Source organism: Rhodococcus jostii NBRC 16295 (genome assembly GCF_001894825.1).
Classification (GTDB): Bacteria; Actinomycetota; Actinomycetes; order Mycobacteriales; family Mycobacteriaceae; genus Rhodococcus_F; species Rhodococcus_F jostii.
The window spans coordinates 270,375-291,612 of sequence record NZ_BCWY01000001.1; the positions used below are offsets into that span (position 1 = coordinate 270,375).

The following is a 21,238-nucleotide window of genomic DNA, read 5'->3' on the forward strand; positions in this document are numbered from 1 at the left end:
GCTCCATTCGAATAGGAATAGGATTGAGTAGCTCCATGGCCGATCGTGAACTTCTGCAATTCCATTTCAATATGGAGGCGACACCGACCGTTCCGACCGGCAGTGTGCGGAAAATCGGTGCTGTCTTGGTCATTGACCCGGAATTCTCCGGTCCTCGCACCGTGTGCTTCGGATTTCCAGGTGGCGGATACAACAAATTCTACTACCTGCTCGATCACCCTGACCTGACTCGGCCCAGCCAGGCCGAATACCATGCACGCCGCGGAATCGTCTTCATCAGCTGCGATCCCTTCGGCGATGGCGATGGAACACGCCTAGCTCAAGAAGAACGAGACCTGGAAACAACGGTCCGTGCGGTCGATTCGGCTGTCGCCTGGACCTTGGAGCGACTGCGCGCCGGAACTCTCGGCGGCTCCTGGGGAAGTGTCGAGGTGGACAAGACTCTAGGCATTGGGCATTCGCTCGGGGCCATGCAACTGATCGTGCAACAAGCCCTGTACTCGACGTTCGATGCGATCGCGGTCCTGGGATTCAGCGCAGTCCACTCGATGATCCCGACGCCTAACGGATACATCGAGCCCGGGGTTCAGGAATCAGACCGAGCCAAGACGAACCTCGAGGACGCCTGGACTGGACCGATCGTCGAGAATAGTTCGCATTTGCGATTTGCATATCACTGCGACGACGTCCCTCAACGTCTGGTCGACGAAGACATGAACGTCGGCTTTCCCACGAGGCGGGCGCATGACCTGCCGCCTTGGATATCTCAGACGTTCCCACCATTCGTGACGGAGTGCCTGAACGACGGGATTGTCAGGAAAGAGGCTGCACTGGTGGATGTTCCAGTATTCGTCGGTACGGGACAGATCGACATTGTTCCGGATCTCAAGGACGAGTCCAACGCCTACAAGGCCAGTCCGCAGGTGACACTCTACGAGCTTGGAGGTAGCGCACATATGCACAACTTCTCGCCGAAACGGCAAACTCTCTGGTCAGAGTTGCACAAATGGTTCGAATTCCAATGCTGATTGGTCGATCCCGAATTCTTGGACCGTAGAGGTGCAGTCCTCGCTCATGCTTGTTTTACTTCCATTCCATCAGTGGATGCGCGGCACGCTCGTTCGCCGCTGCGACGGCGTGCCAGGTGATGGGCTCGCGTTGCCCAGCGGAGGTGCCTGTGCGCCGATGGGCAGGATGAAATATCCGTGCGTATGCATCGAATTCCGGCGGCACCACCTGACCGACGAGGCCGGCACGATGGTCTATGGCGAATCGCTTCAGGCTTTCGTCCACCCATGTGCCTGCCGATACGTCGCGTTGAAAGCTATCCGCAGTCCACGTGAACAGTAGAATCCCACGATCTCCGCGCCTGGTACTGGAAACAGGTTGTGGCTGCTCCGGTTAAGGATCCCATTCCGGGACGAGCGTCGACGGCGGCCGGACACGTGCTCGGCGCCGATCTGGTCTGCCGGTGTGCGCGGCCGCGGTGATGCCACGGTCGGCGAGACGTGTGGTGGTCATCTGCAGGGTGTTCGGGTTGAGGTCGAGCAGCTCGACCATCGGGTTCGGGGTCGGGTAGGTGGCGCGGCGGAGGTACCAACCGGTTCCGGGGCCGATGTCGAGGTGCCGGTCACCGAGGTGGGAGTTGTAGTGCGCGAGCAGGCGTTCGCTGGGGCAGCGCCAGACGAGGGTGTTGCTCCACCTCAGCACGACGGTGTCGTATACCGACAGCAGCGCCTGACTCTATGGGGCGGCGCCGGCCTTCTCTGCCTGTGTGATCGCACTTGCAGACATGCGTGTTCCCCCTCGTTGTTCGCGTGATTGGCGTTCCCCCGCCATCCCCGATCGTAAACGGCGCCGACTTCGGGGACTCGGTCGATTCGTCTGCCGCGATGTACCGTGGCGTGTTCGGGAAGGTCACCCCTGCCTTCCCAAGTTGCTCCGGCTCGGCCGCCGCCGTGTTTCGCTATGCTGGTGTGCGTTCGGCGGAAACGCCGACAGCACGCGTGGGAGCGAGTTACTGGTTTGGTCACCGGGATACTTCTCCCGCGGTAGACCCGCCTTGCGGTCGGGTCCGAGCGTGGCAGGCCGTCAATTGGGACACTAATGCCTGCCACGCTTCGTCATATCTGGGGCGTGTTCGACGCAGCGGGAGGAGATCTGGTGGCGTACAACGTGAGCCCGGATGCGCCGCCGACCCGTCTGGATCCGGAGGCCGGCACCAGCACCACTCCGGCTTCCAAGCCCGCCGGCTATCGGCCGGCCGCCACCTACGACGACCGCGCCCAGGAGCGCGACGGTGCTCGGCAGCTGGACCGGATGGTCGAGGACGCCGAATTCACCCGGGCCCGCAAGGACCTCGAGCGCGCCTTCCCCCGCGCGACCGTCCCCGATGTGTCCGAGCGTAAACGCCGGGAGCTGCCGATCCCGGATTCGATTCGCCAGCCGCCGAGTTCACGCCAGCGCAAGGTCCGGTCGGTGAACAAGCACAAGGCGCAGTCGCAGTTGCCGAAGGTCGGCTACACCGGCGTGCAGGACCTGGTCAGCGACCCGGACCGGTGGAAGACCGTCGGCGAGGCGCTGTCCGCGGCTCGCGGTGACGCGCAGCAACTCGACGAGAAGATGCGCTCCCAGGTCCAGCGGGTGGACCGGGCGATTCAGACCGCCGAACGGTTCAACGATCGCGGCCACATCCTGTACTGCGCGGTGACCCTCCCGCACGCGGTGCCGCAGCAGGCGGTCAACCTACCCGCGACCCTGCATCCCGGATCCCGCCTGGATTTCGACCGGCACACGATGGCCACCCACGCCGCTCACGAACTCGATGGAACGCTGGGCGATCGGGATGTGGTGTTCGAGATCGAAACCGGCCGGGGCATGTATCTGGGCCGCTCGGACACGGTCGACGACACCGCGCACCTGCTGCCGCGAGGGATGCGGTTCGAGGTGGTCTCGGCTGGGGAGGGGCGATACCGTCGCCCTGACGGCAGTATCGGCCGGCGGATGATCGTGCAGCTGCGGGGCATCACCGAGGAATGAGGGGAATGAGGATGGGACTGTTCACCGACGACAAGGGCCGCCCCGAGCTCGTGGTCCATCCGGACATCAAGCTGGGACGGGCGACGTTCCGGCCGGTCGACGATGAACCCGAGCCGGAGGAGACACCGAAGCAGCGTGCCCGCCGCGAGCTGAAACTACGACTGGGCGCCGAGCTCCGCGCGAAAGAAGAAACCGGAGACACCAACCCCGAGAAGGGGTGACGCCTCCGGCTCATCCTGTGCATATTCAGTGATCCGACTATAGCCACCAATTGCGATAACGCTAGAAAGGCGAGTGGTACGTGTATCAACGGCCGGCGACCGAGGACGAAATCCGCGACAAGGCCCCTGGACTCACCGCCAGCAACAGCGGCGGCGCGTTCGACGAGAACGGGAACGTGGTCGGCGGTACCACCACCTATCTGATCACTGTCACCGAGCCGCGCGATGGATGGTGCACGCGGAACGATCTCATCGACTGGGGCTACAGCGATGCAGGTATCGACCGGTTCTTCGGACCGGAATCCGAGGGGCCGGAGGGAATTACCGGGTGGACGTGCGAACACATCGACCACATCGAGGCAACGGTCGTCGTCCCCGCACTGCGCATGGTGGACGAGGCATTCTCCGACCCCGAGACGCCTGCTTCCATTCTCCGCGCGGCATCGACCTGATTCCGCCCCTGAGCGGTCACCCCAGACCGCTTCGAGTAGCTCCCGTCACTGGCCCTGGGGGACATGCCATGTCCGCAGGTCAGTCCCGCTAATATTCCGGTGACGCGACTACTTCGAGCGCGGGAGGACGGTGCGGGCGGGGTCGGGGCCGTGCGCGGACAGGGTGGCAGCGACGATGAAGACCCAGGACTGTGCAACCACGGGGTGCGGTCAGCCGGCCGCCTTCGTGTCCCGAAGCAAACCCGCGTGGTGCACCGACTGCATCGACGGAATCCTGCACACGGGTGGCCTCGAACCAGCGGAGCCGTTCACCACGCCGGCCGCCTGGCGGTTGACGACGTGCCGGACCTGCGGTGTGCGCGCCCATTACCGACTCGACTACGTCGTCCGAAAGAACGCCTCGAGGACACCGACCTGCCGGGCGTGCCACTGGACGAAGCGGGCGAACAGAACCCGCTCACACCCGTGGATGGAGTTCGACCGCACAATGCTCGAACTACTGCGGCACCACTCACCGGAGCAGATCCTTCACGCACACCCGCAGCCGGAGGTGCGCGAATTCCTCGAACAGCGATGGTGGCCGCACGAACGGATCGCCAGCCACCTCGCCGAGCACGGCTACGACCTCGTCGACCCGATCGGTGAAGTCCACGACAACAATGACCCGGTACTCGCCCGCTGCCGCAGATGCCACCGGATCAGCGCTGCACAGATGGCCGACTTCAGCTCGGGCTGCACCTGTGCACGCAATACCCGCGCCTCCGACCCCAGCAGACCCCGACCCGGTCGGGCATTGCTGGCGGAATCGCAATCGCCGGCACTGGATTGGTGGGACCACGACCACAACGAGGCCACCGCCTTCGACACGGTGACGGTCCTGGCCACTCGCTCCTGCCACTGGCGATGCCCGGAGTGCGGGCTGCGGTTCGAGGAGAAGGTCAACGTCATGACCAGCCGTCCGGCATGCCGGGCCTGTTCCGCCCGCCGTCGCGAGGAGTGGGAAGTCGAGAGAACGCGGTGGAAGATCACCCCGGTGGCCGCTGTTCCGGAGCTGGCAGCGGCATGGGCCGATGATGACGACCCCCGCGAGGTGATGGTCGACGAAAGTGGGGAGCTGCGTCGGTTCCGGTGCCCGAACGGGCACCATCCCCGCATCAGAACCCTGCGTTTCCTCACCTCGGGGTGTCCGCATTGTCGTGGGTCGGCGACGTCGAAGAAGTGGCTCGCTGACCTGCTGCCCGAAATCGCCGCCCAGTGGCATCCGACCCGTAACGGCAAATACACCCCGCAGAACGTGGTGTGGGACTCGCAGCGTGAGATGTGGTGGCGGGCGGACTGTTGCGGGCACGAGTGGCAGACGATGGTGCGGGCCCGCGACGGCGGCAGCCGGCTGCGTTGCCCGGTCTGCCGCACCATCCTCGGCTCTTTGGCCTGGCACGATCCGGGTCTGGCCGCGGAGTGGAGTCCGACCAACGCGGTCACCGCCTGGCACGTGCGCCCGCATGCGTCGCTGGCGTTCGTTCCGGAATGGGTCTGCGCCACCGACCCCGCCCACGTGTGGCGCGCACAGCTGAGCAGCCGGTCGAATGGGGCGGAGTGCCCGGACTGCCGACAAGCCGGCAAATCGCGTGTCGAACTCGAGCACTATGCGGCCGCGGTGGAGGTGTTCGGCAATGCCCGCTCCGGAATCACCATGACCGACGACGCGTACACCACTCGCAGCTCCTGGACGACGGACATCAGCGTCGACCACGAGGGGCTGACCGTGGTGATCGAGTACGACGGCGCCTACTGGCATTCCGCGGACGCGAAGGTGCTCGTCGATCAGCGGAAGAGCCGGGATCTGCTCGCGGCCGGGTGTGTGGTGGTGCGGCTCCGGGAGGACGATTTGCCGTCGCTGGCGATCGACCATCCCCGCTACCGGGAAGTGCGGGTGCACTCGACGATGCCGCGCCCCCGCAAGGTCATCGCGGACATCCACGACTGGGTGCGAGGACTTAAGTCCCACCGATAGCCACGTGGACCGGCCCGCAGCGCTCAAGTCTGCCTGCGAGGGCCGGCGAACAACGCCTGACCGTTTGAGGTCGAACTACCGGATTCTTGAAACATGGCCGGCGCCGCCGGAGTGAACCGTGGTTGTGGTTCACCCCGGCGGGAACCTGGGCGGGATTAGATCGTTTCCAGCATGTCGCCGAAGCTGATTCCATCCATCCAGCCAGTCACCGTCACGGAGCTCCTCAATGCAGCTCTGTGCCTGGCTGACCAGCCAGCGCATCGTGTCGATGACTCGAAGGATCTGCAGCAGTAGCCAGAGCGCGCGCAGGCAACACCCTGCGAGCTTCCTGAGCTGACTGATCCAACGTCCGTACCTATCAGTTCTAGAAATAACATTACTATCAGAAATATCGCTCATTATGTTTCTCCTTATTCTATAAGCGCATTTTATTATTACCTTTCTTTCGGTCCGCGATTTCGGGCAGTCTTCGGGCCATCAGTAAAATTGGGTGAGCGGCCGAGCTGCCCGCGTCCGCGGGCGGACTTGCAGCGTAATACTTCCGTCGCTGCAGGTCAAGAAATCGTCCCACGGATTCGACTCGCGTGTCGGTGAGGCCGAATGCAATTAGAAAAGTTTCCCGAGAGAACAAATAATTCCCCGCCATTAGTAGCTGCTATTTGCATTTCGGAAAGGGTTTGAGTGCAGAGTAACGGCCAGTCTCAAAGTTTCGGGATCTACCACTGCGAGTCGATCAAAAGGTGGGTTTACGACCATTTGCCGTGGCATAGGACGTGCCGCAAGGAGCCCAGTACCGCCCCGCTGATGAGCAGTCCGTGTGCGAACCTGTGGTCGAGGCCCGAAGCAACGCGCCCGGCGGGAGCTGAAGAAGCGGAGGCCGTGGAGCGTCTTGCGCAACAGAAAACAGGAGACACCGATCCGAACTAGGGGTGACGCCTCCGGTCAACAGATCTGCAGTGCGGCCGACCATAGCCCCCGATTGCGATAGCGCTAGAAAGGCGAGTGGCACGTGTATCAGTGACCGGCGACCGGTCGAGATCCGCAATCAGGCCCCTTGCTCACCTATTCAGTCGATCTTCTGTCGGGCGCTGACCGTAGACTCCGCCGGTGACCGCTGATACGACCACCAGCCTGGATGTCCTCGATGAAGCAGGACGCGCGAAAACTCAACAACTGTTGAAGACCCTCGCCGATGTCGAACGCAAACGGGAGACCGGTGGCTACAGCATCGATCCGGGCAGCGACCTCGCCCTCGACCACGAACGGATGACCGGACTTCTTGTCAGCCACAGCGTCGATCGGGCTCTTCACCACAGCTTGGACTGTCTATGGGGTCTCGACCGACTGCTCGTTGTGAACGGTCCCCAGCACTACGCGCCTTACGTGCTCATCCGGGGCGCTCTCGAGTCGGCCGCCACCGCCGTCTGGCTCCTCGACTCCGATGAACGCACTACTCGCCTGCAACGCCGCGTCGCTCTCGACATCGACAATTCGAAGGAACGGTCGAAGGCAATCAAGGCCGCCGGACGCGCTGCTGAGGACGACGCCGAGCAGCACAAGAGCGGCTTGAGCACACTGCTTCGCGACGCCGACCTCACCCTGAGGAACTGCCAGTGGAAGGGGTACACGGCTGTCGTCCAGGAAATCGACGATGCTCCAAACACTATGGGGTCCGTCGAACTCGCCTGGCGCGCATGCTCTGGCATGTCACACGGGAAATTCTGGTCGTTTCAGGTGTTCGCAGCCGAAACTAGCCGCCGGACGCTCGACAGCACGAGCTTTCAAGCCGATTTCTCACCCAGCTATCACGGGCTGTCGAAGGTGCTGGACGTCGCAGTTCGGACCATCCATCGGGCAGACGCTCTTTACGAGAAGCGCCGGAAGGCCGACCAGTGAGCGACGAAACCCCAAAGACCCTTCACCATTACACCGACTCGCAAGGTCTGCTCGGCATCCTCCAGAACCGCAACTTCTGGGCGACAGACACCCGGTACCTCAACGACACCCAGGAACTACGCCACGGGTGCGAGACCATGGTCGCGGCGCTACGGAAAGCGGCCGATCAACAGGCACCCGCCGGCGAAGATGCTGAAGCGAAAGAGGCAGCCGTTGCACGGACGACCGCGCTTCGCTTCACCGCTACGGCACTCGCACGCGGTCAGCTCTTCGACACGTCCCCGCACGGGGGCGCCTATGTGACGTGCTTTTGTGAAGGTGGGGACCAGCTCGGCCAATGGCGCGGCTACGGAGCCAATGGGGGAGGGTTCGCGATCGGATTCCGTACTGATGCCCTGGCCGAACTCGCACACGAGCTGAAACCGCAGGGAGACGACAAGGCCACTGCTCCCTTGCCCAAGCCGCAGCGGGTGCTCTACCACCCGAAGGACTTAGAACGACGATGCGCGACGGTCGTCGAGAAGATTCTGTCCTTCGGCGCCAACGCCGCCCCGTTCTCAGCTGGCGGCTTCGACGCCATTTACATCTGTCTTCCCGCACTCGCCTTCATGAAGCACGACGCCTTCCAACATGAGAACGAGTGGCGTGTCTTGCTTATCAACAGAACCAATCCAAACCTCAAGTTCAGGTCAGGCGCATTGGGCGTTATCCCCTATGTCGAAATCGGGTTCCCCGCCCATGCCGTCGCGGAGGTCGTCGTCGGGCCCGGGCCACACCCGGAACTCCGCAAACAAGCAGTCGAACAGCTACTCGACTCCGAGGGCTACGAGAAGGTGCCTGTGCGACTTTCCACGGTGCCCTACCGGCCCTGAACCCCAAGATTTTGTCCCGAAGTCAACGGCAGCGAAACGTGGCTCCTGTTCCGCAACCCGGCGGAGACACGAATCCCGCGGCTGGCTGTGCAATGGGGGACATGTCATCTCCCGAGGTCATCGCCTCAATCGCTTGTCCGGACGTCGTGTCACGTCAGTTGGCGGAGGCGGGGAAGGGTGTCGGCGAGTTGCTCGAAGATGGCCGGCCATCCGCGGCGAAGCCAGGTCAGCCGGCCGCGGTCGAGGTGGCCACCGTCGATGAGGTGGGAGAGGCGGTGTTGCTGCTCGGGGACACCCAGCTCACGGAGTTTGGCGTAGACCGGGTTCACCGGGAGCCGGTGGCGGGCGATGTGCGCCCAGACGTCGGTGGTGGTCCAGTCCCAGATCGGCCCGTACGCGGTGGTGCCGTCGGCGCGGGAGATGACGCCATCGCGGCGGCCACCGCGGGTGTAGAGGTGCCGGCGGGCGGCGGATTCGTCGGCCCGCACACCCCACAGCTCACCAGCACCGAGGAGTTCGTGGGCTCGGCGGGAGGGTGCGGTGATCAGCACCTCATGCAAATCGACGGCCGCGCCGACAGGGGCGGAGTGGTCCCAGTGGCCGGAGTCGGCGAGCACCTGCAGTAGTGGTGGGTCGGTGGGGATGCGGTGCAGGTCCAGCCGCCAGGTGTGGGCGAGTTCGGTGAGGTAGTCGTAGGTTTCGGGGTAGTCGAGGCCGGAGTCGAAGAACACCACCGGCACCTCCGGTTCGACGCGCCGGGCGAGGTCGAGGACGATCAGGGAGTCCTTGCCGCCGGAGAACGCGACGTACCCGTCATGGGCGGCGAGGTGCGCCTCGATCCGCGGAAGGATGGCGCCGATGGCCGCCGGTCCGCATTTCGCCGACGGAGTGCGCAGCCCGCGAAGCAGCGTCAGGTCCAGGCCGGGTTCGGATGTGTACCGCACAGGAACTCAGGCTACGACCCTGGCTGCACCCACCCTCGTTCCCCTCCGGCGTGACGTTCCGCCTCGCACGGTGTCTCACGTTTCCCGTCGCAGGGAAACGCAAGGGGAACGCCCTACAAGCGCGATGTGATTTGCCTCACGTCCACTTTTCTGTGTTGCAACCTATCGAATCTCCAGGTCACGTGAGTACGCTTACCGAAATCCACAGGAACGGATCAGAAGTGTTTTCGACAACTAGTCACTTCATCTCGGCCTGTCGATGGGAATGGAAGAACGCTCTCGGGCGCGGAACTCATGCAATCAGCCCTCGGCTGATCGGCTCTGAACGGCTGTAATAGGGTATCGGCGTCGTCGCTCGCGACACAAGAACATCAGCATCTGCGCGCCAATCCGCGTCTAAACCAACCGAATTCGGCCAACAGTGCATGCGCGAGACTAGCTGTCGGGGCGCACACAACGCGATCCACCGGAATCGGGCTCGACCAAGGTAATCATGATGTACCACCGATCCGCTCTGTACCCGAAAGGGTATCTCTACAACACCGTTCGAAATTCCAGTCGCACGCTCACGCTTCCGCCGATGAATCATCGACCACCCCCGATTCGCTGGCGGCACGTCATTGCCCAAGGTCGGTACGCCGTCTATGGCGTCGCCGGCGCTGGCCCTGCGGCGATCTTTGTGCATGGCTGGGGATCACCCCGCAGCTATCAGAGCGCGTTGTCCCGTTTAGCTCACAATGGCGTGAACGTGTACGCGCCTCGGTTACCGAGATACTCGGCGGACCAGCCGTCTGGATCCATGAACCTGTGGCTGAGCGACTGCGTCAGCTGGCTGGATAGCTTCCTTTCCGGAATAGGCATTGACACACCCATCACACTGGTCGGTCACTCTGTGGGTGGTGCAATCGCCGTAAAAGTGGCTTACGAAAGGCCCGATCGAGTTGCGCAACTCGTCCTCGTCAATTCTCTCGGTGGGGCAACGGCGCAGACACCTCTTCCGCGGAACTTCCACCCAAGCGCTGTCACCGCGAAGGCAGTGGATCTAACTCGGGAACTCGAATGCCTTGCCACCAGGCAACTTCCTGTTTCTCTTCTATGGGGACGAAACGACCGAGTCATCCCGCGCTCGAGCTACTTCTCACTCCGGAATGCTCTAGGTGGGCCCCCTGTGTTCACTGTGGCGGGCACACACGACTGGCTCATTGATGACCCCCACTGTTTCGGTTATGCGATGAGGACGGTGCTCAACGCATCTAGCGGTCGGTTCGCGCGGTGACTCTGCAATCTGTGACTCGGAAGCAGGTAGATGCTCGATCGAACCTGCTGATTCAGATCTGCGAACAATGCGGGACGCTACTCGCGCCCATGATGGCGACATGTTCCCGATGTTGCAGCTCTCAACTCGAGCCCATCGCTTCCACTGGAACAGGATCAATTGTCTCGTCGAGAGTGGTGCATCGTGAAGTCGACGGCCTCCACGGAGAACTCGTCCCAGTGACAATCGCCATCGTCGCTCTCGATGACGGACCGTGGGTGTACTCGTTCATCGCCGGGACCGCTTCACGGTGCGCGACTGAGCCCGTGCGAGTGAGGTTTGTCCCGAACATCATTGTGGACCGACTACCCGTTTTTCAACTCTGCCCAGATCACTGCCCTTGAGTAAATCCCCTAGGTCTGCGAGCAACGAGGTGTTCCCAAGCTTCGCTCAGGAAGTGGAACCCCGCCGTCCCACGGCGCGGGAAGGCGGGGTTCCCATCGACGGTCCCGAGTCGGGTGAAGTCGGACCGTCGAAGCGTGGAAGCCTCCGTCAGCCACTGGGTTTGGCTGACCTGGGGAGGCGCTACTCCGCGACGCCACGGATGGCGGAGCCAGTGCGCGTGGCAATCATATGACGCCCCGCCAGGCCGATCCAGAAGCTGTGATGTGTGCGGCAATCAGCAGTTTGCGCCGCCCACCGCAACTCGGAAAATCCCCCTCTTCTGGGAAACTGAAACGTGCACTATGTCTTTCAGGCACACCGAACCGAGATCTGCAGCCGTCGTCAGCTGTGCGGCTGGGGTGGAGGACCGTGGGTGAGGTGCTGTCCAAGGCGCGCTGACGCGCAGCAACTCGACGGAAGTTGCGTTGTTCCTCGCACCCCGGCAGCTATGCAGTCCGTGCGGCGGCCTGACTGCCGTAGACGGCGGTGAGGGCGCGCAGCACGCTGAGGGGGCGCGCGCTCCACGGCCCGGTCGTACGGCGGGTGACCCCGACGCAGCCGATTGCGTTGGGCCCGAAGTTGAATGGGAGGAAGAGGGTGGATGCGACCCCCTCGTCCTGCAGCAGGCGGGCGGTGTCCCTGAAACGTCGGGGCCCACGGTCGAGGACGACCAGCTCCGACGACGCCTCGAGGGCCGCCCCGGCCGCGAGACCGCCCGTGATCGGGAGGTCGGTGGCGTGGCGGACCCACTCGGGCGATAGACCGTACTGGGCCTGTAGTAACAGCCGCCGGTTCACCTTGCGGTGGACGGCGACACCGTCGACCGTCGTCCCGTTCACGAGGAAGTGCACGAACGCTTCGCTGACCGTCCGGGTGTCCGCGCAGCCGGCCAGCGAGTGCGCGAGCCGCTCGACCGCGTCGAGGCCTGACATGGGCTCCGCGTCTGGTGCCGGGTCGTCGCGCCCGTCCGTACGCAGCTCGATTACCTGCGGCAGGAACCGGTAGCCGTGGCCGCGGATGCTGGCGACCAGTCGCGGGTTCGTCGCCGGATCACCGAGTTTGCGGCGAAGCCGCGCGATGAAGATTCGCAGGGTGTTGATCCCCTCCGCCGCGCCACCACCCCACACTCTCGCGATGATCTTCTGATTCGGCACCGTGCGACCGTGCTCTTGCATCAGGAGTTGGAGCAGCCTGAACTCGGTCGAGGTTAGTCGGACTGTGTCGCCTGCCTGCGTGACCTCGCGGTTGCGCAGATCCAAGGTCAGTCCATCCGCCTGCAGGTAGTGAGTGCTTTCCTCGACGGTTCCCGGCTCTCGGCGGATGAGGGCGAACAGTCGCGCAAGTATCTCGGCGTCCGGCGCATCGTCAGTGACGACCGAATCGGCGCCGACCGTCAGGATGTGCACAGTTCGAAGCGCGTCAAGCCGTCCCACGACGACGATCACGCCTTGCGTGGCGGCGCGCACGGCGCGGACGGTGCGCACCGTCCAGTCGTCGGCGTCGGCGACGATGATCACCGCAGCTGGATGGTGCACGGTGGCCGCCCACACGATGTTCTCCTCGTCGAGAACTCGCACCGAATTCCAGCCGACCTGACCGACCAAGTTGGCGAGCCGACGTTCTGTCTCTCCCGGCCGTTGACCGACCACGACGACTGCCCGCTGCCCCTGGCCCGGAGGGGTGGGCAAGAACGAGCTGTGGGTGGCGGGCGAAGGGCGCTCCGCGCTGAGCATGCGCTCATGCTAGCTGGCGACGCCGCCGATTCATATAGTCCCGATGTTCGAGGTCAGCCCGCGATCGACACGGAAGAGACATGGAGCGGCGCCTAGCGTGATCCGTGGTAGCCGAACCGGTCACCGACACGGGACCGAGGAGGAGTGTAGGTGTCAGCACCGAGGAATTGCCGGACGCGGGCGGACGAGCCCATGCCGCGCGACTCCAAGGGGAAGACATTGCAACTCCCATGTCGCGAAGGATCCGTTTTCGGGCGCGCTGGTCGGCGAGGACATCTCGGTCGCGCTGACCAAACCGTCCGCCGACATTGAAGGAAGGTGAGAGCGTGGCTGGGAATGTTGGGCTGGGCCTACGCGGACGGGTCTGCGTGGTGACCGGTGCAGCCGGGGGAATCGGGAGCGAGATCGCTCTGACACTGGCTCGGGCGGGCGGGCGAATCGCTGGCTTGGACATCGACCGGCTCGGGGTGTCTCGTGCCATGGCGACACTACGGGAGCAGGGCTACACAGCGATCGACGTCGACTGCGACGTAACGTCGACTCAGAGCGTCGCTGCTGCGGCGGAAACGGTCGCCGCAGAGCTCGGCCCGTCCGGAGTCCTCGTCAACAACGCGGCTGCCTTGTACGCCGATGCGCTCCTGGACATCGACGTCGACCGCTGGCAACGGGTGATGGATGTCAACCTCAACGGCTACCTTCGCTGTGCGCAGGCGTTCGGCCGGCAAATGGCGGACGCGGGAATCGCGGGCAGCATGATCCACATCGGGTCCGTCTCCGGCAGCCTGCCGCAGCCGTATAGCGGCGCCTACAGCGTGAGCAAGGCCGCGGTGAGGATGCTGTCGAACCTTCTGGCGATCGAGCTCGGCGAGTACGGAATCCGGAGCAACCTGGTCAGCCCGGCCCTGCTCCGCACACAACTCACCGAGGGCATGTACGCCGATCCGGCTGTCCTGGCCCAACGTGAGGCAGCCGTACCGCTCGGGCGCATCGGGACCGTGGCCGACGTCGCGGACGCAGTTCTCTTCCTCGCAGGGGACAGTGCGAGCTACCTATCAGGGCAGGAACTGGCGGTGGACGGTGGGCTGGCGCAGTCCTGGCTTCGGACGATTCCGCGTCCCGGCTTCGAAAAGTCCAGCTCTAGTGGGACGCGCCGGCAGGACCAGGAGAGTGGCTCGGATTGCTAGCTCCGCGGATCGACCGTTCTCGCCGTCGGAGCTCTGCTCGCCGGCGCGACATCGCGAGTCGTCGTCACTGCGGCGCCCGCTATGTCAATGCGGTCGAACGTGGTGTGGCACCGGCTGCCGTCCTGCGCCGAGGTGCGACGGGGTCGCGACCAACACAGAGCCGTCCACCATGTCCGGTGGACGGTGAGTTTCGAAGAGGAGTACCGCAATGAGCGAGAACGCGTCCGCGATTTTCGGGCAGCCAGACGACGGCGGCCCCTTCCGCGGGGACTTCAGGTTCTCCCCGGTCGAGCGGGTGATTACCGGCCCCGGCTCGGTGACCGGTCTCGCGGATGAGATGGACGCGGCGGGCGCGTCCCGGGCCCTGATCATCACCGGGCGGACCCTGGCCACCAAGACGGACCTGGTCGATCGGCTGCGATCGCTGTTGGGTACGCGGTGCGCAGGAGTGTTCGCGGAATCCGTGCAGCACGTGTCGCGGACGTCGGTCCTCGCCGCCACCGAGCAAGCTCGTGGACTCGGCATCGACGCTGTCATCAGCTTTGGCGGCGGATCGGCCAACGACACCGCAAAGGCTGTGGCGATGGCGTTGGCCCACGACGTCCGCAGCACGGACGACCTGCACGCGCTGAGGATGGTGCCACGCGCCGGCGGCGGCCTGGTCGGGCAGGTCAGCGAGCGGAAGTTCATCCCGCTGATCGCCATCCCGACCACCCTGTCGGCGGGCGAGTTCACCGCCTTCACCGGCATTAGTGATCCGGACCGTCAGTGCAAGGACGCCTTCGGCGACCCGCAGATGCGAGCCAGGACAGTGATCCTCGACGCCGAGCTGACCCAGGCCACACCGGACTGGCTGTGGGGCTCCACCGGGCTGCGTGCCGTCGACCACTGCGTCGAGACCGTCTGCTCGACCGAGCACCTGCCCTTTGGTGACGCGCTTGCTTTGGGGGCGCTGGAGATGCTGGCCACGGCGCTGCCTCGTTCGGTCGATGACCCTGCCGACTTGGTCGCGCGCAGCGCCTGCCAGCAGGCCGCCATGATGTCCATCTTCTCGTTCGGGCTGATCCCCTTCGGGATGAGCCACGGCATAGGCCTTCCGCTCGGCGCACGCTGCGACGTGCCGCACGGCGCGTGCTCGGCGATCGTGCTGCCGGAGGTCATGGACTACAACCGGCCGGCGAACGCACACCGGCAGCGCCTAATCGCCCAATCCCTGGGTGTCGATACCGGTGGGATGAGCGACGACGCGGCTGCGGCGGCCGCCGCCCAGTTCCTCCGGGACTTCGCCGTGCGGCTGGGCATCAGAAACCGGCTCTCGGACTACGGGGTCAAGGAGTCCGATCTGCCGGGAGTCGCCACCAGCGCCTTCGACGCCCTCACGAACAAGACCAACCCGGTCCCGGTCGGCGACGCGGACGCCATCGTCGACCTTCTCCGCAGGGTGCTCTGACCTGGCACCACCTTCTTACATCCACCCACCACAGCACAAGATACGAGGAACGATGAAGACCACACGCGACGACCTGGCCGAGTACCGGCGGCGGCATGTGCCGCTCTACAACGGCAACCGGCTCAAGCTCGGCCTGTTTGCTATGAACTGTAGTAACGGCATGATCATTTCGAAGGCGGCGACGTCACAGCGGATCGAGTGGGACTACCAACTGGGGCTGGCCCAGAAAGCGGACGCGCTCGGGATGGAGGTCTTCCTCCCGGTGGCCCGCTGGCAGGGGTCGGGCGGCGAGATCGACTACATGGGCACCAACTACGAGACGCACACCTACGCCGCAGCCATGGCGGCGAGCACGTCGAACATCATGACGTTCGCGACCGTGCACGCCCCGATCATCCACCCGATCGTCGCCGCCAAGATGGCCACGACGATCGACCACATCTCCGGCGGCCGGTTCGGGATGAACGTGGTGATGGGCTGGCTGACCCCAGAGTTCGCAATGTTCGGGCTGGCCCAGCGCGACCACGAGGCCCGCTACGACTACGGCTCGGAATGGATGGACATCATCGACCGGCTATGGACGGAAAGCGAGCCGTTCGACCACGTCGGCACGTTCCACCGGCTTACCGCCGCGCAGTCCAAGCCCAAGCCGATCCAGCCGCGCCCGGTGGTGTTCAACGCCGGTAGCTCGCCCACCGGCGCCCGTTGGGCGGCTCGGCACGCCGACTTCAACTTCACCTCCTTCGGCACAGTCGAGGACGCGCAGGCCTACAGCACCAGCATTCGGGCCACGGCGCGGGAGGAATTCGGGCGCGAACTCGGTGTACTGACCTTCGCCGTGGTGATCTGCCGGGACACCGAGGCCGAGGCGCAGGCTGTGCTCGACGGCATCCTTGACGACGCAGACTGGGTGGCTGCAGAGAACTGGATGTCGACGCTCGGACTGGAGAGCCACTCGTTCGACGCCCACATGTTCGGTGAGATGAAACGGAAGTTCATCGCGGGCGCCGGCGCGGCGCGGATCGTCGGCACTCCGGAGCAGGTCGTCGAGCAGCTGAAGGACATCAGTGACGCCGGCATGGACGGCGTGATGCTCGGCTTCCTGAACTGGCAGGAGGAACTGGACTACTTCGGTGAGAGGGTCATGCCGTTGCTCAAGGAGGCCGGCCTGCGGGGATGAGGCGTTCCGCCTCGGCATGACCGTGCTGGCCGAAGGACAGGACGAGATCAGGGCGCGGCCGGACCGCTTCGCCGACACCGAGTGGTCAGCCGCCACCTACGGAAATGTGTTCGCGGAGGGTCGACCTGCTCGCCGGACGGCACCATCCATGCCGAGGTTCCCGCCCGGCGACCACGACATCGTGCTGGTGCGCGTCGACCGTCTGCGCGCCGACCCGGCCGCGGCGCCGCTGCCCTTCCGGGACAGACGTTTTCGACGCCTCACCATCATCTGAACGGACAGCCGTCCGCTCTTGGTCCGAACGTGAAGGAATCGTCGTGGACCTTTACCGCCCTGAACCCGCCGACCAGCGGGTGCGCGACGCCCTCGCTGCCCTCGCTGTCGGTGAGCCTGTGATCGTGGTCGACGATGCCGACCGAGAGAACGAAGGCGACCTGATCTTCGCTGCGGCTCTCGCGACCCCGGCGCTGGTGGCGTTCACCGTCCGGCACACGTCGGGCTTCGTGTGTGTGGCACTGCCCGGCGAGGACTGTGACCGGCTCGAGCTGTCCCCGATGCACTACGCCAACGAGGACCGCTACCGCACCGCTTACCAGGTGCCCGTGGACCTGGCGGGCACCGGTACCGGCGCCTCTGCCTCCGCCCGTGCTGCCACCATCGCGGCCCTCGCCGCACCAGACTCGACCCCGCCGGACTTCGTCCGGCCCGGGCATGTCGTCCCGCTACGTGCCCGTCCCGGTGGTGTGCTCGACCGCCCCGGACACACCGAGGCGGCGGTCGACCTGGCCCGGCTCGCCGGTCTGGCGCCGGTGGGCGCGTTGTGTGAGATCGTCTCTCAGGACCGGCCGAGCGAGATGGCGCATGGCGCCGAGCTCGAGCGCTTCGCCAAAGAGCACGACCTGGTGCTGCTCACCGTCGCCGACCTCATCAGGTACCGGCGCCGCACCGAACCGCAGGTTCGGCGCGTGAGCGAGACATCGCTGCCCACCGAACATGGTCCGTTCCGAGCCGTGGGCTTCGCGAGCACGCACGACGGGGCCGAGCACGTTGCCCTCGTCGCGGGCCCGGTCGACGAGACCGTCCCGGTCTACGTGCACACGGAATGCCTCAGCGGCGACGTGCTGCGCTCCACGCTCTGCGCATGCCGAAGCGAGCTCGACGCGGCCATGGCTCGGTTTTCGGCCAAGCGGCGAGGAATCGTCGTCTACCTGCGCCCCGCAGGTAGACCCCGCGCCTGCGTCCTGTTCGCCCCCACCACCGACCAGGACGGGCCCGGCGCCCAGACTGCGGCCGCGGAGTGGATCCTCGCCGACCTCGGCGCACGTCCCGCACCCGAGGTCCCTGACCCCGCAGCCCGCCAGGCTCGACATGTGGGCTACAGCCTGGCACCGACGGACCGCCAGAACGACCGGATCGCGGATGACGTCGTCACGGGGGGAGACGCGACCTCTTGCAGCGCACCATGATCTGCGATCCGCTGCGAACCCCGGTCGGGGACTCGAAAACTGATATCGACAAACAACGGAGGAATTGATGGAAATGATTCGTAAGTTCGTCTTTCTGCGCGCCAGGCAAGATGTCACGCGCGATGCCTTTGTTGAAACCGTCAAAGGGTCCTACGCGAAACTCCTGACCAGCTCCGACACGTTCTGGAAGTATTCCGACCGGCTCGTGCTATCGATCTCGCTGCCCGCGCAGCCGGGAGTGGCCGTGGATCCGATGTGGGACGCCATCATCGAAACTTGGGAGAAGCCGCGCAAAAATCCGCTCGTGACCTATCACGACGAGGACGACTATCGGACGACGGTGAAGGCAGCCGAGGATGAGTTCGCCGATTCCGAGCACACCATGCGATTCCTCGCGAAGGAGCACATCGTCATCGGCGGCGACCGCACGGGTGTCAAGACCCTCAGCATGCCCCGTCGGCGTTCCGGTCTGACGCCGATCGAATTCAGCGAGCACTATGCCGCGCACGGTGAACTGGTGAAGCAGAATCCGGCCTTCGTGCAATACGCTCGCCGTTATGTGCAGCATCACGGGATCGCTGATTCGGTCTCGCGGCCAGTCGAATTCATCCCCTATGACGGCATCTCCGAGTTCTGGTTCGACACCCTTGCCGACGCCCGCGCCGCGTGGGGCGATCCGCTGTACATGGCACAGCTGCGCGTCGACGAGAAGAACTTCGTGGGCAACCCGCCCTCGGCCCGTCTGATCGTCGAGGAATTCGAGTTCACCAAGGGCTGAGAGCCGGCGCTTTGCCGACCCCGCCGGATTGTTTCCGGCGGGGTCAAATTTTTGCCGACCCCGCCCACCCGGCCTGACTTTGGCCGCGGGTGACTCGTTAAATGCTCCCGGATAGCGCACCTGACAAAGTTCGGGGCGGCGCGCGACGGCGACCGACTTGCCGCGCTCGATGCGGTCACCTCGACCGGGACGGACCGGTTGGAGGCACGCTCAACCACGTGCTGCCTGGACAGTGAACAGCTACCAGAAGGCCGAGTAGATCCGCAGTCCCGCTCAACCGAAGCGAGCATCCATCATCAGAAACAAGGCGATTCAGTGCGTCTTGGGCGCGTAAGTGCACGACGTTCCCACCCTGACCGCAACCTGGGTGAGTGGCTGCGGTCACTTCGGCACATCAATGAGCGCTGATCCACAAGACGACACACTTTCGACATCTCCGGCCTGCCAACGTAGAGGGGTGAGCACGATCAATCTCCCCCAAAGTTCAACGGCCCTGCGACGCAACCTCCTCGCTGCGCAGGCTGTCCCCAGCACGCGAGTAGACGTATATTCGGGCGTGGCCCGCCTTGCGGCGACAGTATGGGCGAGCGAGGTGACGGCCGAGGGCCAGGATCCCGACACCGCCGTCATGGTGGTCCACCCGACCTCGAACATGCTGGGGCACTACGCTCTGGGCCCGCTGGCAGAGCGCGGTCTCGCCGGGGTCGGCCTGACCACTCGATACGTGGGCAACGACTCCTCGTTGATCACCGAGAACGTGCTGCTGGACATCGCATCGATGGTGCGGCACCTGCGCGAGGACCGCGGATATCGCCGAGTTGTGTTGGTCGGCAACTCCGGTGGCGCCTCGGTGGTGCCGTACTACCAAGCCCAGGCAACAAATGCGACCGTCACGGATCCGCCGGGCGGTGGGCCGAACCTCACCGAACACGACCTCCCGCCTGCGGACGCAGTCGTGATGTTGATGGCCCACTCCGGACGGGCACGCCTCGTTACCGAGTGGCTCGACCCGGCCATCATCGATGAGACGACTCCCTTCCTGCGCGATCCAGCCATCGATATGTACGACGAGCGGAACGGACCGCCGTACAGCGCTGACTTCATCGAGCGGTATCGCGCAGCGCAAGTCGCTCGCAACCGGAGGATCACTGCCTGGGCGGAGCAGCTGCTCAGAGCGGCGCCCCAGGGCGTGGACGACTACCCGTTCGTCGTGCACGGCACCTACGCGGACCCCCGAAGCCTGGACGCCGCACTGGAGCCCAGTGACCGGGAGATTGGGGTATCGCTCTGGGGCCCACCGCGCGCGGCGAATCTGCTCCCAGCCGCGATCGCCCGATACACGACCGCCCGGAGCTGGCTCAACCAATGGTCGATCGACCACGCGCAGGGTGACTCCCTACGTTGGCTGCCTCACCTCGAGGTACCGGTGCTCATCGTCTACGGCACAGGAGACACCGCGGCGCACCCCCAGCACGCGCTCGACATGTACGAGGCCACACCCGACGAGCTCGCCACACTCGTGACGATCAAGGGCGCAGGCCATTACTTCCAAGGGCAGCCCGAGCTACGCGACGAGGCCTGTGACCGCATTGCCGAGTGGATCAATGCCCGGTCCTGACCGGCACATCCCCCGCATCGAGGAGACCCATGATGAGTCAGTCAACTGACACCACCGAACTGTCCGGACCACCCGCTCAGGGGCGTCCGAAGATGCTGAACCACCTCGCTTATGTCACGCACGACGTCGAGGGCACCGTCGACTTCTATACCCGTGTCATGGGTATGCCGATGGTGAGCACCGTGATCGGGTCGAAAGTTCCCTCCACTGGAGACGACTTCCCATATTTCCACGTCTTCTTCCGGTTACACGACGGCTCGACGCTCGCCTTCTTCGAGGCGCCCGGATTGCCGCCGGCCAACCCGAAGGGGCATCCGGCCTACGACATATTCGACCACCTCGCGTTCGAAGCAGACACGCCGGAGGACATCCACGCCTGGGCGGCCTGGCTACGGCAGAACGGCATCGAGATCGTCGGTCCGACCGACCACGGGATCATCCTGTCGATCTACTTCCGCGACCCGGTCAACGACATCCGGCTGGAGATAACCTGCCCGCTGGTCGACGACTGGAACGCCCGTGAGGACTCCGCCGCGCGGGATTTGCAGGACTGGGTCGACGTGAAGAACGCGGCCACAGCGGAGGGTCAGGACGTGCCCGAAGCCCTGCTGAAGTTCATCGCTGGGCGCAACGCGGAGAAGTCAGCCAAGCCGACCGAGGATCTGCCCACCGACCCCGAGAGGCCGGTGTAG

General features: G+C 64.7%; 19 protein-coding genes. 16 read left to right on the forward strand and 3 right to left on the reverse strand.

The window, feature by feature from the left end; all coding sequences use genetic code 11:
• Positions 1-35: 35 nt before the first annotated feature.
• Positions 36-1,028 (forward strand): hypothetical protein, encoded by a 993-nt coding sequence (locus RJ1_RS01285; protein WP_073358071.1) that lies wholly within the window; start codon positions 36-38, stop codon positions 1,026-1,028.
• Between the two features lie 373 nt (positions 1,029-1,401).
• Here RJ1_RS01285 and RJ1_RS01295 read toward each other — a convergent pair whose 3' ends face one another.
• On the reverse strand, positions 1,402-1,710 hold the full coding sequence (locus RJ1_RS01295) for a class I SAM-dependent methyltransferase (RefSeq protein WP_240319579.1): 309 nt from the start codon (positions 1,708-1,710) through the stop codon (positions 1,402-1,404).
• 453 nt (positions 1,711-2,163) lie between these two features.
• On the opposite strand from RJ1_RS01295, the gene RJ1_RS01300 reads away from it, so the two are divergent.
• The 6 genes from RJ1_RS01300 to RJ1_RS01325 all read left to right on the forward strand — a co-directional run bounded on the left by RJ1_RS01300 (position 2,164) and on the right by RJ1_RS01325 (position 8,494).
• Positions 2,164-3,039, forward strand: coding sequence for a hypothetical protein (locus RJ1_RS01300; protein WP_073358072.1), 876 nt, complete (start codon positions 2,164-2,166; stop codon positions 3,037-3,039).
• 11 nt (positions 3,040-3,050) lie between these two features.
• Positions 3,051-3,260, forward strand: a complete 210-nt coding sequence (locus RJ1_RS01305) for a hypothetical protein (protein ID WP_041813653.1) — start codon at positions 3,051-3,053, stop codon at positions 3,258-3,260.
• Between the two features lie 80 nt (positions 3,261-3,340).
• A complete protein-coding gene (locus tag RJ1_RS01310) occupies positions 3,341-3,712 on the forward strand; it encodes a hypothetical protein (RefSeq protein WP_054248630.1) in 372 nt (123 codons plus the stop codon).
• Between the two features lie 175 nt (positions 3,713-3,887).
• Positions 3,888-5,726 carry a zinc-ribbon domain-containing protein gene (locus RJ1_RS01315; RefSeq protein ID WP_073358123.1) on the forward strand — a complete coding sequence of 613 codons (1,839 nt, stop codon included), beginning with the start codon at positions 3,888-3,890 and terminating at the stop codon, positions 5,724-5,726.
• A gap of 1,107 nt (positions 5,727-6,833) precedes the next feature.
• The gene (locus RJ1_RS01320) at positions 6,834-7,622 is read left to right on the forward strand and encodes a hypothetical protein (protein ID WP_073358073.1); all 789 of its coding nucleotides are present in this window, start codon (positions 6,834-6,836) and stop codon (positions 7,620-7,622) included.
• Positions 7,619-8,494 carry a DUF2971 domain-containing protein gene (locus RJ1_RS01325; RefSeq protein ID WP_073358074.1) on the forward strand — a complete coding sequence of 292 codons (876 nt, stop codon included), beginning with the start codon at positions 7,619-7,621 and terminating at the stop codon, positions 8,492-8,494. The genes RJ1_RS01320 and RJ1_RS01325 overlap by 4 nt, the downstream gene beginning before the upstream one ends.
• 149 nt (positions 8,495-8,643) lie before the next feature.
• On the opposite strand, the gene RJ1_RS01330 is transcribed toward RJ1_RS01325, so the two are convergent.
• Entirely contained in the window at positions 8,644-9,438 is a 795-nt protein-coding gene (locus RJ1_RS01330) for a phosphoadenosine phosphosulfate reductase domain-containing protein (protein ID WP_073358075.1), read from the reverse strand.
• Between the two features lie 580 nt (positions 9,439-10,018).
• On the opposite strand from RJ1_RS01330, the gene RJ1_RS48755 reads away from it, so the two are divergent.
• Positions 10,019-10,714 carry an alpha/beta fold hydrolase gene (locus RJ1_RS48755; protein ID WP_073358076.1) on the forward strand — a complete coding sequence of 232 codons (696 nt, stop codon included), beginning with the start codon at positions 10,019-10,021 and terminating at the stop codon, positions 10,712-10,714.
• An 869-nt stretch (positions 10,715-11,583) separates the two neighbouring features.
• On the opposite strand, the gene RJ1_RS01345 is transcribed toward RJ1_RS48755, so the two are convergent.
• The gene (locus RJ1_RS01345) at positions 11,584-12,870 is read right to left on the reverse strand and encodes a winged helix-turn-helix transcriptional regulator (protein ID WP_073358078.1); all 1,287 of its coding nucleotides are present in this window, start codon (positions 12,868-12,870) and stop codon (positions 11,584-11,586) included.
• A 326-nt stretch (positions 12,871-13,196) separates the two neighbouring features.
• On the opposite strand from RJ1_RS01345, the gene RJ1_RS01350 reads away from it, so the two are divergent.
• The 8 genes from RJ1_RS01350 to RJ1_RS01385 all read left to right on the forward strand — a co-directional run bounded on the left by RJ1_RS01350 (position 13,197) and on the right by RJ1_RS01385 (position 21,238).
• Positions 13,197-14,054, forward strand: a complete 858-nt coding sequence (locus RJ1_RS01350; protein WP_061042672.1) for an SDR family NAD(P)-dependent oxidoreductase — start codon at positions 13,197-13,199, stop codon at positions 14,052-14,054.
• Positions 14,055-14,262: 208 nt separating this feature from the next.
• Entirely contained in the window at positions 14,263-15,504 is a 1,242-nt protein-coding gene (locus tag RJ1_RS01355; RefSeq protein ID WP_083400312.1) for an iron-containing alcohol dehydrogenase, read from the forward strand.
• A 52-nt stretch (positions 15,505-15,556) separates the two neighbouring features.
• On the forward strand, positions 15,557-16,684 hold the full coding sequence (locus RJ1_RS01360; RefSeq protein ID WP_073358079.1) for an LLM class flavin-dependent oxidoreductase: 1,128 nt from the start codon (positions 15,557-15,559) through the stop codon (positions 16,682-16,684).
• 16 nt (positions 16,685-16,700) lie between these two features.
• Complete coding sequence (locus RJ1_RS47455) at positions 16,701-16,958, forward strand: PNPOx family protein (protein ID WP_063819564.1); 258 nt, start codon at positions 16,701-16,703, stop codon at positions 16,956-16,958.
• A 43-nt stretch (positions 16,959-17,001) separates the two neighbouring features.
• Entirely contained in the window at positions 17,002-18,150 is a 1,149-nt protein-coding gene (ribB, locus tag RJ1_RS01370; protein ID WP_073358080.1) for a 3,4-dihydroxy-2-butanone-4-phosphate synthase, read from the forward strand.
• Positions 18,151-18,223: 73 nt separating this feature from the next.
• Positions 18,224-18,928 carry an EthD domain-containing protein gene (locus RJ1_RS01375; RefSeq protein WP_162850260.1) on the forward strand — a complete coding sequence of 235 codons (705 nt, stop codon included), beginning with the start codon at positions 18,224-18,226 and terminating at the stop codon, positions 18,926-18,928.
• 457 nt (positions 18,929-19,385) lie between these two features.
• Complete coding sequence (locus RJ1_RS01380; protein WP_240319580.1) at positions 19,386-20,546, forward strand: alpha/beta hydrolase; 1,161 nt, start codon at positions 19,386-19,388, stop codon at positions 20,544-20,546.
• A 32-nt stretch (positions 20,547-20,578) separates the two neighbouring features.
• The gene (locus RJ1_RS01385; protein ID WP_073358126.1) at positions 20,579-21,238 is read left to right on the forward strand and encodes a VOC family protein; all 660 of its coding nucleotides are present in this window, start codon (positions 20,579-20,581) and stop codon (positions 21,236-21,238) included.